At 53.1% G+C, this 26,101-nt stretch carries 27 protein-coding genes; all 27 read left to right on the top strand.

The annotated features are described in order from the left end of the window. Positions 1-372: 372 nt before the first annotated feature. A complete protein-coding gene (locus WMO66_RS13540; protein WP_349136937.1) occupies positions 373-615 on the top strand; it encodes a DNA-binding protein in 243 nt (80 codons plus the stop codon). A 102-nt stretch (positions 616-717) separates the two neighbouring features. Then, positions 718-1,542, top strand: coding sequence for a ParA family protein (locus WMO66_RS13545; protein ID WP_349136938.1), 825 nt, complete (start codon positions 718-720; stop codon positions 1,540-1,542). Continuing rightward, positions 1,526-2,428 (top strand): ParB/RepB/Spo0J family partition protein, encoded by a 903-nt coding sequence (locus WMO66_RS13550; RefSeq protein WP_349136983.1) that lies wholly within the window; start codon positions 1,526-1,528, stop codon positions 2,426-2,428. The genes WMO66_RS13545 and WMO66_RS13550 overlap by 17 nt, the downstream gene beginning before the upstream one ends. Positions 2,429-2,615: 187 nt before the next feature. Continuing rightward, positions 2,616-3,251 (top strand): hypothetical protein, encoded by a 636-nt coding sequence (locus WMO66_RS13555; RefSeq protein WP_349136939.1) that lies wholly within the window; start codon positions 2,616-2,618, stop codon positions 3,249-3,251. Positions 3,252-3,308: 57 nt separating this feature from the next. Continuing rightward, positions 3,309-7,535: a SpaA isopeptide-forming pilin-related protein gene (locus WMO66_RS13560; protein ID WP_349136940.1), complete on the top strand. Its 4,227-nt coding sequence runs from the start codon at positions 3,309-3,311 to the stop codon at positions 7,533-7,535. Positions 7,536-7,689: 154 nt separating this feature from the next. Then, positions 7,690-8,025, top strand: coding sequence for a hypothetical protein (locus tag WMO66_RS13565; RefSeq protein WP_349136941.1), 336 nt, complete (start codon positions 7,690-7,692; stop codon positions 8,023-8,025). Continuing rightward, positions 8,022-8,567 (top strand): hypothetical protein, encoded by a 546-nt coding sequence (locus tag WMO66_RS13570; RefSeq protein ID WP_349136942.1) that lies wholly within the window; start codon positions 8,022-8,024, stop codon positions 8,565-8,567. Before WMO66_RS13565 ends, WMO66_RS13570 begins: the two co-directional genes overlap by 4 nt. An 11-nt stretch (positions 8,568-8,578) precedes the next feature. Continuing rightward, a complete protein-coding gene (locus tag WMO66_RS13575) occupies positions 8,579-9,262 on the top strand; it encodes an antirestriction protein ArdA (protein WP_349136943.1) in 684 nt (227 codons plus the stop codon). Between the two features lie 69 nt (positions 9,263-9,331). Beyond that, positions 9,332-9,655, top strand: coding sequence for a DUF6664 family protein (locus WMO66_RS13580; RefSeq protein WP_349136944.1), 324 nt, complete (start codon positions 9,332-9,334; stop codon positions 9,653-9,655). Between the two features lie 164 nt (positions 9,656-9,819). Beyond that, the gene (locus WMO66_RS13585) at positions 9,820-11,019 is read left to right on the top strand and encodes an ATP-binding protein (protein ID WP_349136945.1); all 1,200 of its coding nucleotides are present in this window, start codon (positions 9,820-9,822) and stop codon (positions 11,017-11,019) included. A 146-nt stretch (positions 11,020-11,165) separates the two neighbouring features. Beyond that, positions 11,166-13,088 (top strand): ATP-dependent nuclease, encoded by a 1,923-nt coding sequence (locus tag WMO66_RS13590; protein WP_349136946.1) that lies wholly within the window; start codon positions 11,166-11,168, stop codon positions 13,086-13,088. Between the two features lie 13 nt (positions 13,089-13,101). After that, a complete protein-coding gene (locus tag WMO66_RS13595) occupies positions 13,102-15,018 on the top strand; it encodes a UvrD-helicase domain-containing protein (protein WP_349136947.1) in 1,917 nt (638 codons plus the stop codon). A gap of 96 nt (positions 15,019-15,114) precedes the next feature. Further along, a complete protein-coding gene (locus WMO66_RS13600; RefSeq protein WP_349136948.1) occupies positions 15,115-16,083 on the top strand; it encodes a DUF3991 domain-containing protein in 969 nt (322 codons plus the stop codon). Next, positions 16,080-16,454: a helix-turn-helix domain-containing protein gene (locus WMO66_RS13605; protein ID WP_349136949.1), complete on the top strand. Its 375-nt coding sequence runs from the start codon at positions 16,080-16,082 to the stop codon at positions 16,452-16,454. The genes WMO66_RS13600 and WMO66_RS13605 overlap by 4 nt, the downstream gene beginning before the upstream one ends. Next, positions 16,432-16,587 (top strand): DpnD/PcfM family protein, encoded by a 156-nt coding sequence (locus tag WMO66_RS14500; RefSeq protein WP_353963942.1) that lies wholly within the window; start codon positions 16,432-16,434, stop codon positions 16,585-16,587. The genes WMO66_RS13605 and WMO66_RS14500 overlap by 23 nt, the downstream gene beginning before the upstream one ends. 15 nt (positions 16,588-16,602) lie before the next feature. Beyond that, positions 16,603-17,004 (top strand): DUF3846 domain-containing protein, encoded by a 402-nt coding sequence (locus WMO66_RS13610; RefSeq protein ID WP_349136950.1) that lies wholly within the window; start codon positions 16,603-16,605, stop codon positions 17,002-17,004. A 176-nt stretch (positions 17,005-17,180) separates the two neighbouring features. Then, positions 17,181-18,563, top strand: a complete 1,383-nt coding sequence (gene dcm, locus WMO66_RS13615; RefSeq protein WP_349136951.1) for a DNA (cytosine-5-)-methyltransferase — start codon at positions 17,181-17,183, stop codon at positions 18,561-18,563. Then, positions 18,560-18,889, top strand: coding sequence for a plasmid mobilization protein (locus WMO66_RS13620; RefSeq protein ID WP_349136952.1), 330 nt, complete (start codon positions 18,560-18,562; stop codon positions 18,887-18,889). The genes dcm and WMO66_RS13620 overlap by 4 nt, the downstream gene beginning before the upstream one ends. A gap of 7 nt (positions 18,890-18,896) precedes the next feature. Next, on the top strand, positions 18,897-20,330 hold the full coding sequence (locus tag WMO66_RS13625; RefSeq protein WP_349136953.1) for a relaxase/mobilization nuclease domain-containing protein: 1,434 nt from the start codon (positions 18,897-18,899) through the stop codon (positions 20,328-20,330). A gap of 58 nt (positions 20,331-20,388) precedes the next feature. Then, complete coding sequence (locus tag WMO66_RS13630; RefSeq protein ID WP_349136954.1) at positions 20,389-21,192, top strand: PcfB family protein; 804 nt, start codon at positions 20,389-20,391, stop codon at positions 21,190-21,192. A 3-nt stretch (positions 21,193-21,195) separates the two neighbouring features. Continuing rightward, positions 21,196-22,083 (top strand): hypothetical protein, encoded by an 888-nt coding sequence (locus tag WMO66_RS13635; protein WP_349136955.1) that lies wholly within the window; start codon positions 21,196-21,198, stop codon positions 22,081-22,083. Between the two features lie 2 nt (positions 22,084-22,085). Beyond that, positions 22,086-22,280, top strand: a complete 195-nt coding sequence (locus tag WMO66_RS13640; RefSeq protein WP_213540386.1) for a hypothetical protein — start codon at positions 22,086-22,088, stop codon at positions 22,278-22,280. Then, positions 22,264-24,045: a VirD4-like conjugal transfer protein, CD1115 family gene (locus WMO66_RS13645; protein WP_349136956.1), complete on the top strand. Its 1,782-nt coding sequence runs from the start codon at positions 22,264-22,266 to the stop codon at positions 24,043-24,045. Before WMO66_RS13640 ends, WMO66_RS13645 begins: the two co-directional genes overlap by 17 nt. 18 nt (positions 24,046-24,063) lie before the next feature. Beyond that, on the top strand, positions 24,064-24,408 hold the full coding sequence (locus WMO66_RS13650) for a glutamyl-tRNA amidotransferase (protein WP_349136957.1): 345 nt from the start codon (positions 24,064-24,066) through the stop codon (positions 24,406-24,408). Between the two features lie 13 nt (positions 24,409-24,421). Then, complete coding sequence (locus WMO66_RS13655; protein ID WP_349136958.1) at positions 24,422-24,637, top strand: hypothetical protein; 216 nt, start codon at positions 24,422-24,424, stop codon at positions 24,635-24,637. Between the two features lie 62 nt (positions 24,638-24,699). Beyond that, the gene (locus WMO66_RS13660) at positions 24,700-25,266 is read left to right on the top strand and encodes an MT-A70 family methyltransferase (RefSeq protein WP_349136959.1); all 567 of its coding nucleotides are present in this window, start codon (positions 24,700-24,702) and stop codon (positions 25,264-25,266) included. Continuing rightward, positions 25,256-26,092, top strand: a complete 837-nt coding sequence (locus WMO66_RS13665) for a VirB6/TrbL-like conjugal transfer protein, CD1112 family (RefSeq protein WP_349136960.1) — start codon at positions 25,256-25,258, stop codon at positions 26,090-26,092. Before WMO66_RS13660 ends, WMO66_RS13665 begins: the two co-directional genes overlap by 11 nt. The last annotated feature ends 9 nt before the right edge of the window (positions 26,093-26,101 follow it).

A 26,101-nucleotide genomic window follows, 5' to 3' on the forward strand; every position in this document is an offset into this window, starting at 1 on the left:
GGTTTGCGAGCCATTCGGTGTGGTGCCGGTGGCGGGGGTCGAACCCGCACGGGTTATTAGCCCAACGGATTTTGAGTTATTTGCTCCACACGGAACACAGACAAACTCAGCCCCCTGTGGAGGTCGTTGACGGACACCCAAAAGCCCTGCAAATACTACTATTTTGAAGCTGATATGCAGAAAAGCTCCGTTTCGTCTGCCATTTCCGCTCTTTTCGATTTGGACGGAAATTTTGGATTTTGGAGGGACATCGGAGGGATGTACCCTCAAAACGGAGCACAACAGAACACGCAATAGATTTATCAATTGCAAACATATTATAGCGTATTTCTCTGCCATTGACAACACACTTTCCGAAAAAGAGGTATCGCTATGAGAACGCGCGCACACTATGAAAAACTTTTTGCTGCCTATCCTGATGTTGTCACTCTGCCCGAATTTCAAGCCATGCTGGGCGGCATCGGTGACAGCACAGCCCGAAGAATCATGCGGGCAAATAAGGTCAAACACTTTTATATCAGATGTACATACCTTATACCCAAAGCCTGCGTGATCGATTATGTGCTGAGCGAGGATTATGCGGAATATAGTAAGACACTCAAAGCAAGGGTTTGATCTTTAAGCCATTTGCAGAAATGCAGATGGCTTTTTCCATACCCGTACATAGCCGTCTGCTTCGCCGCAGGCGGCTAAATTTATGCAAAGGAGGAAACCCATATGGCGAATTGCAAAGTGATTGCAGTAACGAACCAAAAGGGCGGCGTGGGCAAAACCACGACTACAGCCAACCTCGGCATCGGGCTTGCCCAGCAGAACAAGCGGGTGCTGCTCATTGACGCAGACGCACAAGGCTCTTTGACACTCTCCCTCGGCTACCCGAAGCCGGACGAACTTCCCGTCACACTGGCGGACATCATGCAGAATGTGATCGACGATACCCCCATCCCGGACGGCTGCGGTATTTTGCATCACGGTGAGGGCGTTGACCTGCTCCCTGCAAACATTGAGCTGTCCGGCATGGAGATCCGGCTGATCAACGCCATGAGCCGGGAAAGCGTACTGCGGACATATATCAATGCGGTCAAGCCCCATTACGACTATATCCTCGTTGACTGTATGCCGTCGCTTGGTATGATGCCGATCAATTCACTGGCCGCAGCGGACAGCGTGATCATCCCGTCCCAGCCGTCGTATCTCTCGGCCAAAGGGCTTGACCTGCTGATGCAGTCCATCGCAAAGGTCAAGAGGCAGATCAACCCGAAACTGAAAATCGACGGCATCCTGTTCACGATGGTGGACAGCCGTACCAACGAGGCCAAGGAGATCATCGCATCTCTGTGTGCCCACTACGGCGAAAAGATCCGGGTATTCGGGACGGAGATCCCCTTTTCCGTCCGAGCCGCAGAAACCAGCGGCCGGGGCAAGAGCATTTTTGCCCACGACAAGAACGGCAAGGTCGCCGCCGCATACCGCTCGCTGACGAAGGAGGTGTTGGAGCTTGAGCGCAAAACCGAGAGATTTAGGGATGACACCGCTCGATGACCTGTTCTCCACCGACGAGAGCCGTGCGGAAGCGCAGCTTGAAAAGGTCGTTACGCTGAACCCCGCCGACATCTCCGACTTTCCCAACCATCCGTTCAAGGTCAAGCAGGACGAGGCTATGGCGGAGATGGTAGACAGCGTAAAGCTGTATGGCGTGTTGGCACCCGCCCTTGTCCGCCCCAAGGCTGACGGCGGCTATGAAATGGTAGCCGGTCATAGGCGAAAATGCGCGGCGACGCTGGCGGGGATCACCGAAATGCCCTGCATCGTCCGCAACCTCACCGATGATGAAGCGACGATCGTCATGGTGGACAGCAATTTGCAGCGAGAAACGATCTTGCCGTCCGAAAAGGCATTCGCCTACAAGATGAAGCTGGAAGCCATGAAACGGCAAGGTCAGCGGTCGGATTTAACTTCGTCACCACTGGTGTCGAAGTCCCGCAGCAACGAGGAATTGGGTCAGAAGAACGGTGATAGCCGAGAACAAGTCAGACGCTTTATCCGCCTGACCGAGCTGATCCCATCGGTGCTTGACATGGTGGACAGCGGCAAGATCGCTTTCCGTCCCGCCGTGGAGCTTTCCTACCTTTCCAAAGAACAGCAACAGAGCCTATACGACACGATGGAGTGTGAGGACTGCACGCCGTCGCTGGCACAGGCCATCAAAATGAAAGAGTTCAGCCGGGATGGGAAACTGACGGAGGAAGTCATCCTCTCTATTATGCAGGAGGAAAAACCGAACCAGCGAGAGCAGTTCAAAATGCCGAAAGAGCGTATCAGCAAGTATTTTGCTCCGGGGACGCCCGCACAGAAAATTGAAGATACCATCATCAAGGCATTGGAATTGTACCGCAGGCGGGAGCGCCAGCGGGATATGGAACGATAGTTACTACCAAGGGGCAGCCATACCCATTTTCAATGGATGTACGGCTGTGTCGGCGTGTTCCCCCTCTCCACACCTCACCCCCTCGAAACTACCTGTACTTCCCGAAAAAAGAGATAGTACAGCGGCGGCAGCTTTGCAGTTTTCGGCAGCGATCCGTACAATGAAAAGGCAAAGGAGGTTTGCGCATATGAAAAACGCAAGGATCATCGCCGTTTTAGTGCTGCTGGCACTTTCTCTTTCGGGCTGTGCAAATGTGGATCGCTCCGAGGTGTCTGCGCCATCTTCGCAGGAAACGGTTATGGCCGAGCCTGCACAAAGCACCGTACCGCAGGAGCAAGCAACGGTTTCTGTTTCGGGAAGTACAGAGGTTCCCGCAGAAATCACAGCAGAACCCGAACCCGTAGAAACAAAGCCGGAGGTTTCAACCCCCGCCAAAGAGGAAACGCCGCCGACCGTCAGCAGCCCTACAGAAACTACCCCGCCGAAAGCATCCGAACCCGAACCACCGACAGAACCAATGGCAACACAGCCACAGGAGCCTGAATCGCCCGCCGAAGAAGAACCCACAGAGCCGGCATTTGACATTCAGACTTGGATCGACTATGCCAAGGCTTATGCCGAAAGCATAGGGCTGCGGATGGAAAGCTCGGCGGTGGATTGTTGGGACAACCCTATTTCGGTAGGTACGCACTGTTCCTATCTGGAACGGGACATTCAAAGCAGGCTGAACCGATACGCCCGTGACGAGGATATAACCGATGTGTGGATATGGGCGGAGGCACGCTCCGACGGGAAATACGACCTGTATATCGGTTATGCCTGAAAACCAAATATTTACCGAGAAACACGGTGCGTTTTTTCATTTCAAGGAGGTCACTCAATGAAAACGCAGAAATTCAAACGAACGCTGTCGCTGTTTCTTGCGATGCTGATGTGCGTTACCACGCTGTTTGGCATGGGAACGACCGCATTTGCCGCAGAAGAAACCGACGAAGTATATCTTATCTCCTATCCCCGTGACGGCGACGCTAACTACGGCGGCGAATGGGGACACAACAGCCTGAGCTTTATGAACGGCTGGTCTACGGCAACATCCCGTTTTACGACGATCCGAGCAATGGGGTCGTATGAGGGCAATATCTGCTACTGCATCGAACCCGGCGTGCCGCAGCAGACGGGCAACACCTTTACGAAAAAGGGCGAGGATTTCTGGGACGAATACCCGTCGTCCTACAACAGTACCATTTCTCCCGATGATATTAAGCTGTTTATCGGCCGTATCTTTCAGTACGGCTATACGGGAACGATCTCGACCTCTTGGCGCTCACAGAATGAGGGCGGCGACAAGCTGGCTCATGCCGTTGCAACCCAGCTTTTGATCTGGGAAACGGTCGTCGGTGAGCGTGATGCCGATTTCAGCAAGGTCGGCACGGGCGGCAAAAACGCCATCGTGGAGCAGATCAGCACGAACCACCCGCTGTACAGTCAGATCATGAGCTACTGCGATTCCATTGCGGCAAGCGTACAGAAGCATTCCAAAGTGCCGAGCTTCTTTTCCAAATCCGCAGGAAAAGCGCAGAATATCGAGCTTGCATGGGACGGCGAAAAGTACACTGCCACACTTACCGATACAAACAATGTCCTTTCCGATTACCTGTTTTCCGCAAGTGTTCCGGGGATTCGTTTTTCCGTAAACGGAAACAAGCTGACCATTACAGCAGATACAGCTCCCGCTGACACAGTAACGATCACAGCCGAAAAGAGAAATTCTCAGCGGCGCGGCGTGATCACTTGGACGGACGGCGTTTACGGCCCGAACGGAAAGCTGCAAGATACCGTCACCTATGCGCAGACGGTGAACGATCCCGTAAAGGGCTATCTGAACATCAAGGTCAGCTACGGCAGTGCCAAAATCGTCAAGACCAGCGAGGACGGCAAGGTAGAGGGCATTTCCTTTACGATCACCGGCAACGGTGTGAACAAGACCGTTACGACGGGCGCAGGCGGTATCATTCAGATCGACAACCTTGCCCCCGGCGTTTACACCGTCACCGAGCAGAACTACGACAAATATGAACCACAGGAGGTGCGCCGTGTCACCGTCGTCAGCGGTCAGGTGACAACGGTCAATTTCAATAATACCTTGAAGCGCGGCACGCTCATCGTGACCAAGACCTCCGAGGACGGCTTGAACGAGGGCGTGAAATTCCACCTCTACGGCACTTCGCTTTCAGGGCTTGCGGTGGATGAATACGCCGTGACCGACAGCGCAGGCAAAGCCGTATTTTCTGATGTGCTGATCGGCACAGGCTACACGCTGGAGGAAGTTGATACGGCGATCCGCTATGTCGTCCCCGCAAAGCAGACGGCGGCGGTGGAATGGAACACCGTCACGAACAAGAGCTTCACGAACATTCTGAAAAAGTGGAATGTCACTGTCACCAAGAGCGATGCCGAAATGGGTCTGCCGCAGGGTGACGCCGCCCTTGCCGGTGCCGTTTACGGTATTTACAAGGGCGACCAGCTTGTGGACACCTACACCACAGACGCAAACGGGCAGTTCACTACAAAATACTATGTCTGCGGGGACGACTGGACCATCCGTGAGATCACGCCCTCGGAGGGCTATCTGCTGGACAGCAGCGTTTATCCCATTGGCGCAGAGGCGAAGAACTATGCCGTGGAATACAACACCACGGCAAACGATGTGACCGAGCAGATCATCAAGGGCAGAATCGCCATCATCAAGCACACCGACGACGGCGAAACGCAGCTTGAAACACCGGAGGCCGGAGCGGAGTTTGCGGTTTTCCTGAAAGCCGCAGGCTCTTATGACAGTGCCAAGACATCCGAGCGTGACTACCTGATCTGCGACGAAAATGGCTATGCGGTCACCAAAGACCTGCCCTACGGCATCTACACGGTGCATCAAACCAAGAGCTGGGACGGCCGTGAGTTGCTTGCCGATTTCGATGTGTATATCGCCAAGGACGGGCAGACCTATCGCTACCTTGCCAACAATCGCAATTTTGAGAGCTATATCAAGATCGTCAAGGTGGACGCCGAAACGGGCAAGGTCATTCCGCTGGCAGGCGCAGGCTTCCGACTCTATCGCCCGGACGGGTCGCTCATCACGCAGACCTTCACCTATCCCGAAGTCACCACCATCGACACCTTTTATACAAACAGCGACGGCTATCTCATTACGCCCGAAATGCTGGAATACGGCACGGGCTATTCGCTGATGGAGGTTTCCGCACCCTACGGTTACACGCTGAACAGCGAGCCGGTCTATTTTGCTGTGACTGCCGACAATGCCACGGAGGAAAACGCCGTTACGGTGGTCGAGGTCACAAAGCCGAACACGGCGCAGAAGGGTGTGATCCGAATCAGCAAGAGCGGCGAGGTCTTTTTCTCCGTCACCGAGGCGGACGGCATCTATCAGCCGGTGTTTACGGTCAAGGGGCTTGCGGGCGCAGTCTATGAGATCACCGCTGCCGAGGACATCATCACGCCGGATGGCACGCTCCGCTATGCAGCCGGAGAGGTCGTCGATACCGTGACCACCGACGAAACGGGACTTGCCGAAAGCAAGCCGCTGTATCTCGGCAAATACGAGGTCAGGGAGATCACCGCTCCCGACGGCTATGTGCTGAACACCGAAGTCCACACGGCAGAGCTTGTGTATGCCGGGCAGGAGGTCGAGATCACCGAAACTGCCGCCGACTTCTGCAATGAGCGGCAGAAAGCCGCCGTTTCTCTGGATAAGGTCTTGGAGCAGGACGAGCATTTCGGCATTGGCAAGAACGGTGAGCTTACCGCCGTGACCTTTGGGCTGTTTGCCGCCGAGGAGCTGACCGCCGCTGACGGCGGCATCATTCCCGCCGACGGCCTGCTGGAAATTGTGTCGGTGGACGAAAACGGTCACGCCGTCTGCAAGACCGACCTGCCATTTGGCAGCTACTATCTCAAAGAGCTTTCCACAGACGAACACTATATCCTCTCCGACGAAAAGTACCCCATCGTATTTGAATACGCCGGGCAGGACACGGCGCTGGTGGACATCAAGGCAAACGGCGGCGCACCCATCGAAAACAAGCTGCTCTACGGCGAGATCCACGGACTGAAAAAGGACGAGGACGGCAGCGGCCTTGCCGGTGCGCTGATCGGACTGTTCCGTGCGGACTGCACCGAGTTTACGACTGAAAACGCCATCCTGACTGCCACCTCTGCCGAGGACGGCAGTTTTTCTTTTGCCCGTGTGCCTTACGGCAACTGGATCGTGAGGGAGATCGAAGCCCCGACCGGCTTTGTGCTGTCGGAGAAAACCTATCCCGTGACCGTCGATGCAGACGGTGCGGTGATCGAGGTAGAGATCGAAAACACACGCATCCGTGGTATGGTACAGCTCACCAAGACCGACCGGGACTATCCCGACAACAAGCTGACGGGTGCGGAGTTCACCGTTTACCGTGACAGCAACGGCAACAAGGAGCTGGATGCGGACGATGCACTGGTCGGCACGCTGACCGAAACCGGCATCGGCGTTTATGAAATGTCCGACCTGCTCTACGGCGGCTATTTCGTCAAAGAAACGAAAGCGCCGGAGGGCTTCTATCTGGATGAAAACGCCTACTATTTCGAGATCGCTGAGGACGGCAAGACCGTGACCGTGGAAAACGAGGCCGGAAAGGGATTTGTCAATGCGCCGCAGATCGGCTCTCTGAAAATCATCAAGACTTCCTCGGACGGCAAAATTGAGGGCTTTTCGTTCCGTGTCACCGGTCCGAACGGCTATGTCGGCGTATTCACCACCGACAAAAACGGCGAGATCATCATTGATGATCTCCGCATCGGTGAGTATGTGGTGTCCGAGGTGTCGGACGGTGCATCTTCCGCCTATGTGCTGCCCGCCGACAAGACGGCATCCGTGTTTGAGGGTGCGGTGACGAAAGTGGAGATGCACAACGAGCTTCGTGACACGCCGAAAACCGGCGACGACAGCAACCCCGCCCTGTGGCTTGCCCTGCTCGGCATTTCCGCTGCGGGTGCTGCTGTGTTGGGCGTAGTCGGATTCAGAAAACGCAGAAAGGAGGGCGCAGAGTAATGGAGCTGAAAACCATTCTGGCAATCGGGCTGGTCGTGTTTATCGTCGGCGCTTTGATCTTCCTGAAGATCAGAGCCAAGAAAAAGTAAGCCTTGGGGCAGCGGTTTCCGCTGCCCCTTTTACATATCCCGAAAACAAAAAAGGAGGCAAGATTATGGTTCATTTCTTTGATTCGGACATAGCGAAAAAGTACGGAGTCAATGCGGCGGTGCTGGCCTGCTTCCTTTGGGATTGTATTGAGCAGAAAAGCACCGAGTCGCCGCAGCTCCATGAGGGCAAGGTCTGGGTGCGCTGTTCGGTGCAGATGATGACCGGCTCTTTCCCGTTTCTGTCCTACGATGAGATCCGCTATGCCCTGAAACGGCTGGTCAAGGGGCGAGTGCTCACCAAGGGACGGTTCAACGAGAGCCGCTTCGACCGCACGAACTGGTACGCCTTTACCGAGTTCGGACAATTTCTGATGGCAGAAAGCGAGGGACGGACGCAATGAAGGACGGCAGGCACATCATTTGGAGCAACGACATTGACTACGACGACTGGCGGGAGGATTTGGAGGAGCAATACCCCGACCTCACCGAAGCCGAGCGTATAGGACTGATGTATGAGCTGAACGGCGACTATCTGGACGACGAGCGCTCCAATCTGGACATTCAGCTCTCCCGTCCCATTCTCGTTGTCGGTGATCTGGGTCTTTGGCACGGCCGCCGCATGGGCTACAAGGAAATTCCGAGCGGCAATATCCGGGACTGCCTTTACAGCGAACGGGACATAGATTACAGCACTTGGTATGTGGATAAAAACGGCGACTTCCGCTGCGATGCCATCCATCACGACGGCACGAACCATTATCTTTACCGTGCCTACAAGGACGGTGTGAGCGACACGCAGATCGAGAACCTGAAAGAAAAACTCTACCGGGGCATTGCCACCCGTGCGGACATTACAAGAGTGACCCGCAGGCTGGGCGACGAGATCGCCCATGTTTACGGCTTTTCCATCCCCCGCAGGCAGGCGCCGGTGCAGGAACGATAACGGAGGCAGCTATGATGAATGTATCAGATACAAGGGACTGCGCCTTTGAAGCCTTTGTTACCAACCTCGGAAAATACAATGAGGGCTTTTTGGTGGGCGAATGGGTGAAGTTTCCCGTGACAAATGAAGAAATGCAGGCGGTTTTCCGGCGCATCGGCATCGGGCGGCGCTATGAGGAATGGTTCATCACCGACTATGACTGCCCGGATGCGGCCATCGGCAAGGTGCTCGGAGAATACGAAAGCCTGAGTGAGCTGAACTACCTCGCCGGGCAGATCATGGAGCTGCGGGAGAGCGACGAGTTCTGGCAGGCAGTCTTGGACTTGGGCGAGAACACCGGCAGCGTGCGGGAGCTGATCAACCTGACCGAAAATATGGACTGCTTTGATTACCTGCCCGGCGTGTGCAGCGACTATGACCTCGGCTATTATTGGATCGAGGAAAGCGGCTGTTATGATACGGACAAGCTCGGTGCGCTGGCAAACTATATCGACTATGAGGGCTTTGGGCGAGATGTTCGCTTGGAGGAAGGCGGCATTTTCGGTGACAACGGATATGTGCGCTCAAACAGTGGCCGCTTTGTGGACATCTACGACGGTGACATCGAGAATATCCCGGAAGAATATCGGATCAGTTCACCTGCCGTTCCTGTTCGTTCCGCATTGCCGCGGCAGGCCGAACAGCCCGAACGATAAAATTTGCACCTTTGATATTGCCTTGCGGTTTGGGTATAGTATAATAAAAACGAGAAGGAAGTGAACACCGTGAGCGACAGCTATTTTGACCTGCCGTCCCGCATCGAGGACGATTTTGCCGAGATTGACAGCGATATTGTGATGGATCTGCAAAACACCAATGAGGACTATGCCGAGCTTTCCGACCGCATGGATCAGTTGAGAGCGCAGTGCCCCGTTATCGACAGGCTGGGCGAGGACGACGGCGAGATCCGCATGACCGCAGAGGAGCATCGGGCGTATGTGGACTATCTGAACCTTGCCCGGCAAATGGAGGACATGGAGCGACAGCACATCTACTTCTGCGGACATACCGACGCCGTGGCCTACCTCAAAAAAATCAAAGCGCTATAAGTACGACGAAAGCGGTGCAGAGAGATCTGCGCCGCTTTTTTGTTGGCAGAAATGCAAAGCGAGTCGAAAAAGATGCTCTGTATAAAAAGTTTTTCTGAATTTTAAGTAAAAACTATTGACCAAAACGGCGTTTTTGGCTATACTAATAGCAAGGAGGCGATACCATGATCGTTAGACCCTACTATTTGGATATATTGAAAACCTATCGGGATGTTCCGCTGGTGAAGATCCTTGCCGGGATTCGCCGCTGCGGGAAATCGACCATTTTGGATATGCTGAAAGACGACCTGCTCGGCAGCGGCATTGCGGCAGACCATGTGATTCATCTGCGCTATACCTCGGAAGAGCTGGACGATGGCATGACTGCCAAGCAGATGTACCGTGACATCAAAGAGAAAATGACCGACGGCGAACGCTACTATCTTCTGCTGGACGAGGTGCAGGAGGTGGACGGCTGGGAAAAGGCTGTCAACAGCCTGCTGGAGGATTCCAATACCGACATCTATGTGACCGGCTCCAACTCCAAACTGATGTCCAGCGAGATCTCCACCTATCTGACAGGGCGGTATATCTCCATTCCCGTTTTTACGCTGTCCTTTGCTGAATATTTGGAGTTTAAGAAGGACAGCGGCCGCACGCCGAAAGAGCTTTTGAACGAATATATCCGCATGGGCGGCTTTCCCATCGTTGCGCTCGGAAACTTTGACGAGCGTTCGTCCTATCAGATCGTCGAGGGTATCTACAATTCCGTTATCACCAGCGACATCACCAAGCGGCACAATATCACAAACTTCGACCTGTTCAACCGTGTGGTAAAGTATGTTGTAGAGAATGTCGGCAAGACTTTTTCTGCCAACGCCATCGTGAAATTCATGAAAGGCGAAGGACGCTCCCTCTCGGTGGAAGCAGTCTATAACTATCTGGAATGGTTGGAAAAGGCTTTTGTAATCTATCGTTGTCAGCGGTACGATATGCAGGGCAAGACCGTCCTGAAAACGCAGGAGAAATTCTATCTTGCGGACGCTTCTCTCAAATACTGCATGATGGGCTTTAATCCGAAATCCGTTGCCGCTATGCTGGAGAACATCGTGTACTTTGAGCTTCGGCGGAAGGGTTATGATGTGTATATCGGCAAAAACTCCACCAAGGAGATCGACTTCGTGGCCGTGCGACGGGACGAGCGGATCTATGTGCAGGTATGCCGCAATCTGCCGGAGGAATCCGACCGGGAGGTTGCCAACCTGCTGGAGATCAAAGACCATTACCCGAAGTATGTGGTGACGATGGACGAACTGGCCGCAGGCAACATCAACGGTGTCAAAATTATGCATCTGGCGGACTTTCTGCTAAGCAAGGAGTATTAAACGGTTTTCTGCATAGGTCAATACGGTTTCTGCACATAAAACAGGCAAAGTATATGCAGATAATAGTTCGCAGGAAAAAGCAGTGACAGCGTATTCTTGGAAACAACATCCCCTATGAAATTACTATTGGAAGTGAGTGTGAAAAAATGATTATATCCGAATTAAGAGTGTATGATTTCCGCCAATTCAAATCTGTGGATGACGCTCCCGGCTTAAAAATCACTTTTCACAAAGGTCTAAACGCACTGATTGGCGAAAACGATTCGGGAAAAACCGCTGTAATTGATGCATTAAAATTAGTCTTGTTGACACAGAGCAATGAGTATATCCGGCCGTCAGATGAGGATTTTTATAAGCCTGTTGGCGAAGATGCGTGCTCAGAGTTCAAGATCGATTGTACGATTTCAGATTTTACACAGAACGAAGCAAAGAACTTTATCGAATATCTTTCATTCAACCAAACGGAGAATGGCATTGAATATACGCTTGAACTTCATTATCGTGCATGGAAAGAAGGACATAAAATCTATCAGGAATTGCGCGTGGGCGATATAGACGATGGAATTTCGATTGATGGAAAAGCAAGAGAATTGCTGAAAGCTGTTTATTTGAAACCGCTCCGTGATGCCGAGCGAGAAATGAGTTCCGGGCGTGGTTCCAGAATCTCGCAAATACTTCTAAATCACCCTGTTTTCAAAGATAAAAAAGAACATACAGTTCTCGATATTTTTCGGGATGCGAATCAACGCATTGAGGATTATTTTATAGGAGATACGGATGGAAAACGCATTCTCCAGACGATCCGCAGTAATTTAGAGTCATTTAGTGATAAAGGCCAAGCCAGTGATGCAGAATTAAAAACCTCGGATATTCAGCTAAAAGCTATACTGGAGTCCCTGTCATTGAATGCTCCTGAGATCAACCCCGGGCTTGGGGAATTGAATCTGCTATTTATTGCGGCGGAGTTATTGCTCCTTAAGGATGATACAGATGGTGGCCTGAAACTGGCTCTAATCGAAGAATTGGAAGCCCATCTGCATCCGCAAGCGCAGCTTCGACTAATCAGTTATCTCCAGAACGAGTATAACGAGAATGATGTCCAAATTATCATATCCACGCATAGCCCCATTTTGGCATCAAAAATCAACCTCAAGAATTTGATTTTAATGAAGAATGGTGCCGGATATGATTTGGCTGAAGGGCGAACCGGATTACAAAAGGGTGATTACCTGTTCCTCCAGCGTTTTCTCGACTCAACAAAGGCCAATTTGTTTTTTGCTAAGGGTATCATAATGGTCGAGGGTGATGCAGAGAATATTTTAATTCCTGTCATTGCAGACATTCTCGGCTATCCATTGGAGAAATACGGTATATCCATTGTAAATGTTGGAAGCACGGCTTTTCTTCGATATAGCGGAATTATGGTAAGAAAAGACGGCGCCGATATAGGAATACCTGTTTCTGTAATAACAGATTGTGATGTTAGACCATACGATGTTGAGCCCACGACAAAGGAGAAAACATTCAACGAGAAGGAAGCTGAATCTTTGCAGGCTAAAGAAAAAAGAGACAGAAAATATACAAATGGCTCCGTGCACGGCTTTACTTCACCACGATGGACGCTCGAGTATTGCATTGCTATGAGTTGCCTTTCGGATGATTTCCATAAGGCGGTTCATTACGGAAAGAAAATTCTGAATGCGCAAGAGCATATTTCACTGACTGATGCCAAGATTGATGAAGCAAATCGTGACGCCGAAGCAGAAGCGCAGGCGTGGAATGGGTTCTCTGCTGCTGAGAGGGCATACAATATTTATGATTTAATGCTTAATGGCGATGGAAAAAGCAGCCTGAAAGCGATTGTTGCCCAGTGCTTAGCTTCGCTTTTGCGTTGGGAAGTATCCATAATTCCAGCTGGGTTGACGCAAGAAAAGATGTTTGATCTCGACTTGTATGGATTCAAAGCCGACGAAAGCAAAGAGGCAGCATTGAAATCTGCAATAGAGAATGATCCATTTTTAAGCTATATTGTGAATGCCATCAAATATGCAGCAGGAGAAACGGTGTAGATAGGAGGATTCTATGATGGAATGGCAGATTTCCGACCAAGATATTCAAGCCGTAGAAGAAATCCTTTTGCCGCATGGCGCACAGTTTCCGGAAGATGCAACGAACGTTATACGTTGTTGGCATTCAACTGATGTAGCAGCCTGTCCCGGCAGCGGAAAGACAACGGTTCTTCTCGCAAAACTGAAATTGTTAGCGGATAGAATGCCGCTCGAAAACGGTGCAGGAATCTGTGTGCTTTCTCATACAAATGTCGCCGTCAATGAGATCAAAAACCGGCTTTCCGATTACGCGGACAGACTTCTCAGCTATCCAAATTATATAGGTACCATCCAGTCGTTTATTGACAGATTTGTGACGATGCCATACTTGCGAAACATCTCTGGACAGAATGTGCAAGTGGTTGATAGCCTGACTTTTGCCCAGCAAGTGCTTAGCAAGATGCAGCATGACGCAAAGTATAGTGCGCTTGACTATGTAACAAAGAATAATTTTGAAACTGGCAAGCAATTCTCAGAACGAATCAATCACACACAGGCATTATACATACGAGATGATGGGGCGCTTTGCATAGGAAGGCAGCAAAAGCCGTTGGCTGGTGCTGGGAAGACTTCTGCTGAGCAATATAAAAAACTGCTGGTCGAGCTTCTTGAAGATGAAGGAATGATACGGTATCAAGACGCCTATGTATATGCAAGCACTGCCATTGGTGAATTACCAGCGGAGTATGCTGACCTCTTTTCGTCACGATTTCAGTATGTATTTATAGATGAATATCAGGATTGCAATAATCTTCAGCGACAAGCCATAGATGCAATATTTGACCCACAAAAATGTGCAGTGTTCAAAATTGGAGATTCCGATCAGGCCATCTACAATTCAGCAGAAGATACAACCCCTGACTGGATGCCGCAGCCTGACTTTCTACCAATTATTACGTCTTGCAGGTTTAACCAAGAAATTGCCAACGTGATCTGCAAGCTAAAAAAGGGCGAGAAAAATATCGTAACGCTTGCCGGGGCGACAGGCGTTAAGCCAGTCTTGCTTGTTTTTTCTCCTGAAAATATTGACAGAGTTATTGGTGGATTCATTTCTGCATTAGATAGGCATGAACTCTACGACAACAATGGCATATATAAGGCTATCGGAGCAGTAAAAAGAGAGGACTTGTCCGGTTTGAAAATTGGGAGCTATTGGACTGAATTTGATGGTTCAGCAAATAAGAAAAACGAGTATAGCTACTGGGTTTTAGTAGATGAGATTGTCCAGTATTTGCTGGAGGGAAAATTGTATAAGGCAGAGCAAAGTGTTCGTAGGCTTTTGTGCCGAGTATTCCACTACATTTCGATAAAGCACCCTATATCAGGAAAAGACTATACCATAGTAGCAATGAAAAATGCTCTCGACGAAAAATACAGAGGGCAGTATCGTCAATGGATATATGAAATGTCGAGGATAAAAACAATTGATAGACATTCGGTAGATCAATTGTTGCGGCAGAAGATAAACGAATTGCTGAGAATTGGAAATCCGAGCCTAACTGATATATTTACTGTTCTTCCAGCGTTTTTTCTCGAAGAATCCACTAGTGTTAATCATGCAGATATAGCCGAGAAAAATGTGCTGATTGATCCTATTAGAGGCCGCAGAATTATATTTGACACTATTCACGGCGTTAAAGGTGAAACGCATGATGCGACTCTATATCTTGAAACCGATAGACAGGGCGCATCCGATTTGAATCGGATTCTTCCGTACTTTGGTATTGGTCGCTGCGGGAGCTCAAGTCTATATGATTCCAGTCGTAAGCTTGCGTATGTTGGTATGAGTAGGCCTAAAAAGCTATTATGCGTAGCAATGCAGGCGGAAACTTATGAAAAGAGTAAGGGCGTATTCGATGCTGACTGGGAAGTTGTTGATTTGAGAGGATAAATACAGCGCACAAAATATATTATCACATACATAGCCGAGAGGTTTTCATTTGGAAAGCCCCTCGGCTATTTTTATGTCAGAACGGAGGTGAAACATATGCCATATATCCCACCGGAGGTGGTAGAAAGAGCTCGTGAGATGGATTTGCTGACTTATCTGCGGACTTATGAACCGCGGGAACTGGTGCATTTCGGGGGCGGCACCTATTGCACCCGTGAGCACGACAGTCTGAAAATCTCCAACGGCAAATGGTGCTGGTTTTCCCGTGGGATCGGCGGCTACTCGGCGCTGGACTACCTCATTAAGGTCAAAGAGATGCCCTTTACGCAGGCAGTTGAAACCATCATGGGGAATCTGTCAGCGGCGCCGCCTGCCTTTGCCCCGGCTCCGAAAGCGCCAAAAGAAAAGGTACTGCTTTTGCCGCAGGTCAACCGCAGTGCCACCTACGCCATCGAATACCTGCACCGCAGAGGGATCGATTATGAGCTGATCGACTTCTGCATCCAAACCGGCCGCCTTTACGAGAGCTATCCCTATCATAATGTAGTGTTCGTGGGGATGGACGCAGACAGCAAGCCCCGCTACGCCAATCAGCGAGGGATCGGCTCGGACTTCATCGGGGACGCCAACGGAAGTGACAAGCACTATTCCTTTGGAATCCCTGCGGCGGTCGCAAGCGATACGCTCCACCTGTTTGAATCGGCGGTGGATCTGCTGTCCTACGGGACGCTGCAAAAGTTGGACGGTAAGGACTGGCGCAGTGAAAACCTGCTCTCCCTCGCCGGTGTCTATAAGCCAAGAGCGAAAATCGAGGAAAGCAGTCTGCCCGCTGCGCTGGTGCGGTATCTTGCCGAGCATCCACATATCCGCCGTGTGGTGCTGCGGCTCGACAACGACGCCACGGGACGGATCGCCGCCGAAACCATCAAGACCCTGCTGCCGAGAAAGTATGCGGTCACGGTGGACATTCAGCCGCCACCGCAGGGCAAGGACTACAACGACTGCCTATGTATGCGGCTGGGATTGCCCATCACTAAGCGCAGAGAAAGGAGCAAAGAACGGTGAGCGACTATATGAGTCCGGGACGGCGCATCCGGCACTATCGTATGCAGAGAGGTATGACGCAAAAAACGCTGGGCATCGCCGCAGGCTTTTCGCCCGAAACCGCCGACATCCGCATTGCTCAGTATGAATCCGGCGCAAGGATGCCGAAACACGATTTGCTCTGTACGCTGGCGGAGGCGTTGGGTGTTTCGCCCTCGGCGCTGGACATTCCCCGTATCAAGAGCCGTGAGGTGCTGAACCAACTGCTGCTTGCGCTGGAGGAAGAATATGCTCTGAAGGTCACGATTACGGAAAACAACGGAAGGAGCAAAACCGATGAAAACCTATATGGTTACGATCACCGAAACAATGCAAAAGACGGTCGAGGTTGAAGCCAACTCCCGTGAGGAAGCTGAGAGAATGGTTGAGCAAAGGTGGAACGACAGCGAATATGCTCCCGGTCATCTTGTTAGGGTGGATTTTTCTGCAAGAGCCACTGAGCGCAGCCGTGACCATGAACGATGAAAGGAGTTTTCTATTATGAGTGAAGAAAAGAAAATCAAAGTAGTTCTGCTGGAGCCGGGCAAGCTCGCCCGCACAGCCGAGATTGATGCGTCCCTTGCCGGGATGCAGAAAACGGTGGGCGGTCTGATCGAGCCGTTTTATCCCTTTGAGGAGCAGGTCTGTATCGTATGCAATGAGGAAAGCAAGATCAATGGGATGCGCCCGAACCGCAGCGTGAAAAATGACGATGGCGTGATGGTGGATTTCATCTTCGGCCCCGCCTTTATCTGCGACTGCCGGGGCGAAAATCTGGACAGCCTTTCCGACGAGCAGATCGACCGCTACGGCAAGATGTTCCGCTATCCCGAACACCTTGCGAGGGTGAACGACACGCTGTTCGGCATCCCGTACCGCCCGCAGTCGGAGCAGGAGCGGTGATATTATTTCGGTCGGTAGCAAAATGTTCGGCCTATGGGACGAACGCTATGCACTGTACCAGCAAGCATCGCCGTTGTGATACCACAACGGCACTTGTCAGGGGTAGCCCCTGAACCCTTTTCGTCCCCACCCATGCGGAGGACGATATTTTTATACCCGAAAGGAGGTCACAGCCGGTGAACAAACCCATGACCTTTTTGGACTTTTTCAGCGGTGTCGGCGGTTTCCGCAAGGGCTTTGAACTTTGCGGCATGGTCTGCAAAGGCCACTGCGAGATCGACAAATTCGCAGACCGCAGCTACCGCGCGATCCACGATGTAAAGGAGGATGAGTGGTATGGCGAGGACATCACCAAAACCGAACCCGCCGACCTGCCGAGAGTCAACCTCTGGGCAGGCGGATTCCCGTGTCAGGACATTTCTGTATCTGGCCGGCAGCGAGGGCTTGCAGGCAAGCGAAGCTCTCTCTTTTTTGAAATCGTTAGACTCCTCAAAGGCACGCCTAACGAGGATCGACCCGAATGGCTTGTCCTTGAAAATGTTAAAAATCTGCTCTCCGTTAATCGCGGATGGGACTTTGCGACCGTTCTCTATTCGTTGGCCGAAATCGGCTATCATATCGAATACGGACTGCTTAATTCACGCTTCCACGGCGTTCCGCAAAACCGGGAACGCATCTACCTTGTCGCTTATCGACATTTTAGAGCCGAGGGTGGACGAAAAGTATTTCCTGTCACCGCAGGCGACGGCAAGGCTCTTATACAACTGATCGGCGGCACGCAGGGCAAGCGTGTCTATGATCCCGTAGGCGTGAGCTGCACGCTGATGAGCGAGGGCGGCGGCTTTGGCGGGCGCACGGGCATGTACTTCATTGACCTGTGCAAAGGCGAACCGAGGCTGACCGAACACGCCCGCTGCATCAAAGCAAGGTATGACAGCGGCATCACCAACCACAGCGGCGACAAAAGCGGCGTTCTTTGCATGAGCGGCGAGTGTTCGGACCGCACCGAGGAAACAGCGCTCATCCAACTAAAACGGGGTACGCCGAAAATCTTGGAGCAGGAGCACACCAAATGCCTGATCGCAGGCTATGACAAGATCGGGGTCAGCAACCGGGGCGAAAGCTCCGGTATTTTTTATGGCTGCCGTGCCGTCCTCACCCCCGACCGGGAAAACAAGCGGCAGAACGGACGGCGCTTCAAGGCGTGCGGCGAACCGGCCTTTTGTCTGAACACGCAGGACAAGCACGGCGTTTATCTCTGCGCCTGCGATTCCTGCGAATACGCTTTGCCCGTCAAGCGGGCAAAGGAGGCGGATCAGAGCAAGCCTGAAAACGGCTCTGCGCTTCCACTCGGCTGCGGACGCATCCGCAAGCTGACACCCCGTGAGTGCTGGCGGCTGCAAGGCTTTTCGGACGATATGTTTGATCGAGCGGCCGCTGTCAATTCCGACGCCCAGCTTTACAAGCAGGCGGGCAACGGTGTGACGATCCCCGTTGTGTATGCAGTTGGAAAACGGATCGTGGAAATTCAAAACGAGCTGAACAAGGAGGTACTATGAGAAAACGCAATGTTCACATTCAATTCTGGCTGGACAAAAAGGAAGCCGAGGCGTTTCAGAAGAAGGTCAAGAAAAGCGGGCTTTCCCGTGAAGCGTATCTTCGGCACTTGGTAACCGGCCTTGAACCGCAGGACGCACCGCCGCCCGACTATTACGCCATGATGCGGGAACTCCACGGGATCGGCAACAATCTCAATCAGATCGCCGCAAAAGCCCACACCCTGAATGCACTGGATGTGCAGCGGTATGACGAGAACTGCCGCAAGCTGGATGAAGCCGTCAAGACAATCACCGCAGCGGTCATTTTGCCCCGCCCGATGAAGTGATGTGCCTATGGCGACGACATCAATATGGCGGGTAAAAGGCTGGCTCGGCAAGGTGGTGATCTATGCGGAGAACCCCGAAAAGACGGCGAACCCGAAATTCTACGCCGACCGGGAGCTGACCGAACAGGACGGGCAGCAGCTTTCCGATGTGATCCGCTACGCCGTCAATTCCGAGAAAACGCAGGAAACGGGCACCGAGGACGGCGCACCGCTCCACCGCTTTGTGTCGGGCATCAACTGCTCTCCCGCCACCGCCCGTGACGAAATGCTTGCCGTAAAAAAGCGGTTCGGCAAGGAGGACGGCACCGTGGCCTATCACGGCTATCAGTCCTTTGCCCCCGGCGAGGCAACGCCCGAACTGGCACATGAGATCGGCGTAAAGCTGGCTGAGCGGCTATGGGGCGACCGCTATCAGGTGATCGTCGCCACCCACCTTGACAAAGAAAATCATCTGCACAATCACTTTGTCGTCAACACCGTATCCTTTGCGGACAGCATCAAATACCACCGCACCCGAAAGGACTACCACGAGATGCAGACGGTTTCCGATGAGCTTTGCTGGGAATACGGACTGTCGGTGATCGAGCAACCGCAGCAAGGCCGGGGCAAGCAATACGGCGAATGGCGTGCCGAGCAGGAACAGCGCCCCACTTGGCGTGGGCTGATCCGTGCAGACATTGACGAGGCGATACGGCAAGCCATGACCGAGCGGCAGTTTTTTGACGCTTTGCGGAAAAAGGGCTATGCGGTGAAGGTCGGCAAAGATATTTCGGTCAGACCGCCGGGCAAGGAGCGATTCGTGCGCCTGATGCGCAATTTCGGTGAGGACTACTCTCTGGACAGCATCCGCAGGCGTATTTTATCTCAGCGCCGCCCCGAACGAAGAACAACGGAGCAAAAACCGGAGATCCTGCGGGTCAGGCTGATCGGCAATCTGAAAACCGCCCGAAAACTGACCGGCTTTCGGACGCTGTATGTTCACTACTGCTATCTGCTGGGCATCTTTCCGAAGAACCGCCCGCAGCAAAGCAGAAAACGGCTGCACTTTCTCCTGCGGGAGGATCTGTTGAAACTGGACGCCATCACCGCCGAAACAAGGCTGCTTGTGCGAAATCGTATTGATACCGCCGAACAGCTTTTTTCATACCGTGACGAGGCGCAAGACAAAATTGCCGCTCTGACCGCTGAGCGAAAACAGCTTTACAAATTGCAGCGGACGGCGGCAGTCAAAGCCGATCCCGAAAAGGCGTCGGAGGTCAAGGTGAAGGTCGCCGCACTTTCCAAAGAGCTTGCCGCGCTGCGAAAGGAGGTGGTTTTATGTAACAGCATTGCCGAGCGTTCCGGCGTGATCCAAGAGAAAATCAAAGCCGTCCGTGAGGACGAACAAATCAAAGGAAAGGAGAAATGTGACCGCGCCGAGCAGCAAAAAAACGCCAGATGATCGGCGGTCACACAAAATTCGCAAGCGAATTTTCTAAACACGAAGGAGATGATGAAATATGTACAATTCCGGTGACGCAGCGGAGCAAGTCGTGCGGATCAGCTTGGAGGGTACGGAAGTTGCCCTGAAGCTGACCGGCTCGGCGGCAAAGAATATCGCCGCCATGCTCTACGCTGTCTGGAAAAACCGAGATAAGAACAAGACCAAAGGCCACCAGCGGCTCTCCGCCATGCTCAAAAGCGGCAAGGAGCTGAAAGTGTTTACCGTCAGCGAGGAGCATCTGAAACAGTTTGCAACCGAAGCCAAACGATACGGTGTTGTCTACTGTGCCCTGCGTGGCAAAGAGCGTTCCGCTGACGGTATGGTAGACATTATGGTGCGTGCCGAGGATGCGTCCAAGATCAACCGCATCGTAGAGCGCTTCAAGCTGGCGACGGTCGATGCCGTTTCCATCAAGCGGGACATTGAACAGTCCAAGGCGGACAAAGCCGCCCCGTCTGCCCCCGAGCAGGAGAAACCCGACAAAGCGGCGGACGACCGCCTGCTGGATGACCTGCTGGGCGCACCCGTTCAAAAGGAGAAACACGCATTTCCAAACCCTGCGGCGGCAAAGACGGAGAAATCCCATCCGTCCGCGCCTACCTCCGAGAAGCAAAGCAGAACCGCCGAGGGTACTGCTAAATCTCCCGAAGAACGCCCCTCTGTCCGTGAGGAACTGCGGGAAATTCGGGAGAGCAGGCAGAAAGAGACGGCAGAGCCGAGCATTTCCGAACCCACCCTGTCGAAAGAGCCGAAAAAGCAGCCGACAACCACTCACAAGCAGCCTTCCCGAAAGAAACCGAAGAAAGCAAAGGAGCGATAAGCCATGAGCAATTTTGATGATATTTTTGAATCCGCCCCACAGACCGACGAATTTGACAAGGAGGCGTGGGCGGCAAAGAAAAAGGCGGAGCGCGACGAGGTTTACGCTCTGGCCGATGCCACCGCCGAGGCGGTCTGCGCTGACGGCAGCAAGTTCCGTAACTATCTGGATGTGCAGGCGACTTTCCGCAACTACTCTGCCACCAACGCCCTGTTGATCCTTGCAACGAAGCCGGATGCCCGCAGGCTGGGCGACAAAGATTTCTGGCGGGATCAGGGCGTGTATATCAAGCGGCAGGAGTTTGGCCGCCCCATCAAGATCGTCGAGTCTAACGGCGAGTACACCCGTGACGACGGCAGCATCGGCGTGTCCTACAACATCAAGCGGGTCTATGACATTTCACAGACTACCGCCCGAACGAGAGCACCGCAGGCGGTTTCTCATGACGCACGGGCGCTGCTGAATGCTCTGATCTACAAGCGCCCTGCGCCGGTGCAGTCTGTGGACGAGCTGCCGAACGGCATGGATGCCGTGTATGACCGTGAGCAGAACGCCGTTTTTGTCCGCCGTGGGCTGTCGGCAAACGATCTGTTCTGCGGTCTGTCCAAAGCACTGGCGCAGGCGGAGCTTGCCCGGACCGGCGAGGAATACACCGAGGAAAATGCCGGGTTCAAGGCGCAGTGCGTTTCCTATATCCTCGGTAAAGAGTTCGGCGTAGATGTGACCGGCTATGCCTTTGAAGCGCCTGCCGACTTCCTGCGTACCGATGACCCGCAGACGATCCGCACTGAACTGACCGACATCCGGGACACCGCCTATGACATTTCCTCAAGGATGATGCGGTCGCTGGAACAAAGCAAAGCGCCCCGCCAGAGTGAACAGGAGCGATAATGATGGGAAAACAGGAAAAACGGGTATTGACCCTTGACCGCTATGAGCACGGCGTTGTGGTCAATGCCCTCAATGAGATGCGGAACGATCTGCTGGAGGAAGAACGCCCCACCGACATTGTTGACGAGGTTCTTTTGAAGGTGATCGATGCCCCCGCAAAGAAGGTAAGGTGCCGAAGCGATGAAGAAAGAGAATAACCCTCTTGTCCTCTGCCTGTTCGGTATTCTCCCCGTGGTGTGGCTGGGGCTGCTGATCGCCCCCGCCGCCCACGGCGGCCTGCCGGAGATTGTCGCCCGGTTTCCTGCGGTAATGAACAACCCGTTTCATATCGAGCTTTGCGGGGACAGCCTGAAAACTGTCATTGTTTTGCTCTGTGCCTACGGGCTTACGGTGGGTGTGATTCTATCTTCCCGCCGCAATTACCGTCGGGGCGAGGAACACGGTTCGGCCAAGTGGGGCTCTGCCCGAACCGTCAACCGAAAATACCGGGCAGCCGCACCAGAGGACAACAAGATCTTCACGCAGAATGTCCGTATGGGTCTGGACGGACGAAAACACCGCCGCAACCTCAACACGGTCGTTGTCGGCGGCAGCGGCGCAGGCAAAACGAGGTTTTACGCCAAACCGAATTTGTGTCAAGCCAACACGAGCTTTACCGTGCTGGACCCGAAGGGCGAGCTGCTGCGCAGCACGGGGCATCTGCTGCGGCTAAAGGGCTATGAGGTGCGGGTGCTGGATCTTCTAAACATGGAGAAAAGCCACTGCTACAACCCGTTTGTTTACCTGCGGGACGACAACGATGTGCAGCGGCTTGTGACCAATCTGTTCAAAAGCACCACGCCGAAAGGCAGCCAGTCCAACGATCCCTTTTGGGACACCGCCGCGTCTATGCTCCTGCTGGCGCTGATCTTCTATCTGAAATACGAAGCGCCACCCGACGAGCAGAACTTTCCAATGGTCATGGAAATGTTGCGTGCGGCGGATGTGCGGGAGGACTGCGACGAATACACCTCGCCGCTGGACGAGCTGTTTGAACGGCTGGAGATGCGGGAGCCCGACCATATTGCCGTGAAGTATTACAAGGACTACCACTCCGGCAGCGCCAAAACACTGAAATCCATTCAGATCACTTTGGCGGCAAGGTTAGAGAAATTCAATCTGTCCTCGTTGGCGGCGCTGACCGCTACGGATGAGCTGGATCTGCCGTCCCTCGGCGAAAAGAAAGTGGCGCTCTTTGCCCTGATCCCCGACAATGATACCAGCTTTAACTTTTTGGTCAGCATTTTGTACACGCAGCTTTTTCAGCAGCTATTCTATCTGGCCGACCACAAATACGGCGGCAGTCTGCCCGTTCCCGTTCACTTCCTAATGGACGAGTTCAGCAATGTCAGCCTGCCGGAGGATTTCTCCAAGATCCTTGCGGTCATGCGTTCCCGCAATGTGTATGTATCGATCATTCTGCAAAATGTAGCGGCACTCAAAGCACTGTTTGAAAAGGAATGGGAGTCGATACTCGGCAACTGCGACGAGTTCCTTTACCTCGGCGGCAACGAAACTTCGACCCACAAGCTGATCTCGGAATCCTATCTCGGCAAATCCACCATCGACACCAACACCTACGGCAAATCCTCTGGGCGCAACGGCAATTACAGCACGAACTATCAGATCAGCGGCAGAGAGCTTCTGACACCGGACGAGGTGCGTATGCTGGACAACCGTTACGCTCTTTTGTTTATCCGTGGTGAGCGTCCTGTAATGGATGAAAAATACGACATTCTGAAACACCCGAACATTGCGCTGACCGAGGACGGCGGTGCAGCCCCCTATCAACACGGTGGGACGGAAAATGCCGTTGCAACGCTCTCGTTTGCAGGCGCTGCCGCCGAAACCATATCTGCACCAAACGAACCCATACCCGATTATGAGCTTCTTTCCGACGAGGATATAGAAGCTCTTTTTTAATGTAAGGAGGATGAACCTATGAAGAACACCAAAAAGACCGCAAACAAGCTGCCTGTGCCCGGCAAGGTCAGAAAGGGCTTCCGTTTCTACTGCGCCGCCGTACTGTCGGTTGCCCTTGTGCTCGGCTGCTCCGTCACGGCCTTCGCTGCCAATGACCCGATCGCCGCCGTGAACAACCTGAGCGATTTCATTTTCGGTCTGATCCGTGCGGTCGGACTGATCCTGCTCGGCTGGGGCATCGTGCAGGTGGGACTTTCGTTCCAGTCCCACGATCCCAGCCAGCGCAGCAACGGCTTTCTCACGCTTGCGGGCGGCATTGTCATCACTTTTGCCAAAGAGATCCTGAACCTGATCACGGGCTGAAAGGAGGCTGAAGATGGAAAAGTGTGAGTGCTATATCCACTCTCTGAAACAGGGAGAAACCCATGTGCTCGGTGAGGCGACGATCCTCAAACGCCTTGGGGACAACGACTACCTTGCCGAATACAACGGCGTGAAATGCCACGCCATATTCAATCCCTTTGCCGGGCGCTACTTTGTAGACGATGTGTACGGCGTGATCCGCAGCACGCCCGACCGGGACAGCAGATAAATGATACGGCACACGGGGCAGGTCACTTCGGCCTGCCCCTATTTGCCGGAAAGGAGGAAGCTGTGAAGAAATACAGCATTATTTACGCAGATCCGCCTTGGCGCTACGAGGTCTATTCTAAAAAGGGGCTTGGGCGCTCCGCCGAATCCCACTACCCGACAATGGAGCTGGAAGATATACGGGCGCTGGCGGTCGGCACGCTTGCCGCCGATGATTGCGTATTGTTTCTATGGACAACGATCCCGCTGCTGCACGACTGCTTTTCAGTCATGCGCGCATGGGGCTTTTCGTATAAGACGGTGGCTTTCGTGTGGATCAAGCAGAACCGCAAGTCCGACAGCCTGTTTTGGGGTATGGGACACTGGACGAGAGCCAATGCGGAGTTCTGTATGCTTGCCACCAAAGGACACCCGAAACGCCGCTCTGCCGGGGTGCATCAAGTCATCCTCTCCCACATCGAAGAACACAGCAAGAAGCCGGAAGAAGCAAGACGGCGCATTGTTGAGCTGATGGGCGATCTGCCACGCATTGAACTGTTCGCCCGTCAGAAAGCGGACGGATGGGATGCTTGGGGCAACGAGGTCGCCTGTGATGTTGCGCTGACGGGAGGTGAGCCGAATGTCGGATAACTGGGTCGTACAGAATCTCGAAAACGCACTCGAAACTTGGAACGAAAAGCTGGCAGAGATCTGGCAGCTCATTACGCAGTCGCCAGAGCAATTCAAGGGCGGCACGATCTGGAATGTGATCGTCGGCATCCACGGTGCGGTGCAGGCTATCGGGCTTGCGCTGCTCGTTTTGTTCTTTGTGGTGGGCGTGATGAAAACCTGCGGCAGCTTTGCGGAACTGAAGCGGCCGGAACACGCCCTGAAAGTGTTCATCCGCTTCGTCCTTGCCAAAGCCGCCGTCACATACGGCTTGGAGCTGATGATTGCCCTGTTCAATATCGTGCAGGGGCTGATCTCTACCATCATGAACGCCGCAGGCTTCGGCACAGCGCAGGAAACCGTGCTGCCCGCCGAGATCGTAACCGCCGTGGAGGACTGCGGCTTTTTTGAAAGCATCCCATTGTGGGCAGTGACCTTGATCGGCGGGCTGTTCATCACGGTCTTGTCGTTTATCATGATCATGACCGTGTACGGCAGATTTTTCAAACTATATCTCTATACGGCCATTGCACCGGTCCCGCTTTCTGCCTTTGCGGGCGAGCCGTCGCAGAACATCGGCAAGAGTTTCATCAAGAGTTATGCCGCCGTCTGCTTGGAGGGGGCAATTATCGTTCTGGCGTGCATCATCTTCTCCCTGTTTGCATCCAGCCCGCCCGTCGTCGATCCCGATGCGGCGGCGGTGACACAGGTGTGGTCGTATGTGGGCGAGTTGGTTTTCAATATGCTGGTGCTCGTCGGCGCAGTCAAAATGGCCGACCGTGTTGTGCGTGAAATGATGGGACTGTAAAGGAGGAAG

This window comes from Faecousia intestinalis (assembly GCF_040096185.1).
GTDB lineage: Bacteria > Bacillota > Clostridia > Oscillospirales > Oscillospiraceae > JAZOXB01.

Coding starts and splice junctions, on each gene's coding strand:
- WMO66_RS13540 (WP_349136937.1), top strand. CDS start 373: ATGAGAACGCGCGCACACTATGAAAAACTTTTTGCTGCCTATCCTGAT.
- WMO66_RS13545 (WP_349136938.1), top strand. CDS start 718: ATGGCGAATTGCAAAGTGATTGCAGTAACGAACCAAAAGGGCGGCGTG.
- WMO66_RS13550 (WP_349136983.1), top strand. CDS start 1,526: ATGACACCGCTCGATGACCTGTTCTCCACCGACGAGAGCCGTGCGGAA.
- WMO66_RS13555 (WP_349136939.1), top strand. CDS start 2,616: ATGAAAAACGCAAGGATCATCGCCGTTTTAGTGCTGCTGGCACTTTCT.
- WMO66_RS13560 (WP_349136940.1), top strand. CDS start 3,309: ATGAAAACGCAGAAATTCAAACGAACGCTGTCGCTGTTTCTTGCGATG.
- WMO66_RS13565 (WP_349136941.1), top strand. CDS start 7,690: ATGGTTCATTTCTTTGATTCGGACATAGCGAAAAAGTACGGAGTCAAT.
- WMO66_RS13570 (WP_349136942.1), top strand. CDS start 8,022: ATGAAGGACGGCAGGCACATCATTTGGAGCAACGACATTGACTACGAC.
- WMO66_RS13575 (WP_349136943.1), top strand. CDS start 8,579: ATGATGAATGTATCAGATACAAGGGACTGCGCCTTTGAAGCCTTTGTT.
- WMO66_RS13585 (WP_349136945.1), top strand. CDS start 9,820: ATGATCGTTAGACCCTACTATTTGGATATATTGAAAACCTATCGGGAT.
- WMO66_RS13590 (WP_349136946.1), top strand. CDS start 11,166: ATGATTATATCCGAATTAAGAGTGTATGATTTCCGCCAATTCAAATCT.
- WMO66_RS13595 (WP_349136947.1), top strand. CDS start 13,102: ATGATGGAATGGCAGATTTCCGACCAAGATATTCAAGCCGTAGAAGAA.
- WMO66_RS13600 (WP_349136948.1), top strand. CDS start 15,115: ATGCCATATATCCCACCGGAGGTGGTAGAAAGAGCTCGTGAGATGGAT.
- WMO66_RS14500 (WP_353963942.1), top strand. CDS start 16,432: ATGCAAAAGACGGTCGAGGTTGAAGCCAACTCCCGTGAGGAAGCTGAG.
- WMO66_RS13610 (WP_349136950.1), top strand. CDS start 16,603: ATGAGTGAAGAAAAGAAAATCAAAGTAGTTCTGCTGGAGCCGGGCAAG.
- WMO66_RS13620 (WP_349136952.1), top strand. CDS start 18,560: ATGAGAAAACGCAATGTTCACATTCAATTCTGGCTGGACAAAAAGGAA.
- WMO66_RS13625 (WP_349136953.1), top strand. CDS start 18,897: ATGGCGACGACATCAATATGGCGGGTAAAAGGCTGGCTCGGCAAGGTG.
- WMO66_RS13630 (WP_349136954.1), top strand. CDS start 20,389: ATGTACAATTCCGGTGACGCAGCGGAGCAAGTCGTGCGGATCAGCTTG.
- WMO66_RS13635 (WP_349136955.1), top strand. CDS start 21,196: ATGAGCAATTTTGATGATATTTTTGAATCCGCCCCACAGACCGACGAA.
- WMO66_RS13640 (WP_213540386.1), top strand. CDS start 22,086: ATGGGAAAACAGGAAAAACGGGTATTGACCCTTGACCGCTATGAGCAC.
- WMO66_RS13645 (WP_349136956.1), top strand. CDS start 22,264: ATGAAGAAAGAGAATAACCCTCTTGTCCTCTGCCTGTTCGGTATTCTC.
- WMO66_RS13650 (WP_349136957.1), top strand. CDS start 24,064: ATGAAGAACACCAAAAAGACCGCAAACAAGCTGCCTGTGCCCGGCAAG.
- WMO66_RS13655 (WP_349136958.1), top strand. CDS start 24,422: ATGGAAAAGTGTGAGTGCTATATCCACTCTCTGAAACAGGGAGAAACC.
- WMO66_RS13665 (WP_349136960.1), top strand. CDS start 25,256: ATGTCGGATAACTGGGTCGTACAGAATCTCGAAAACGCACTCGAAACT.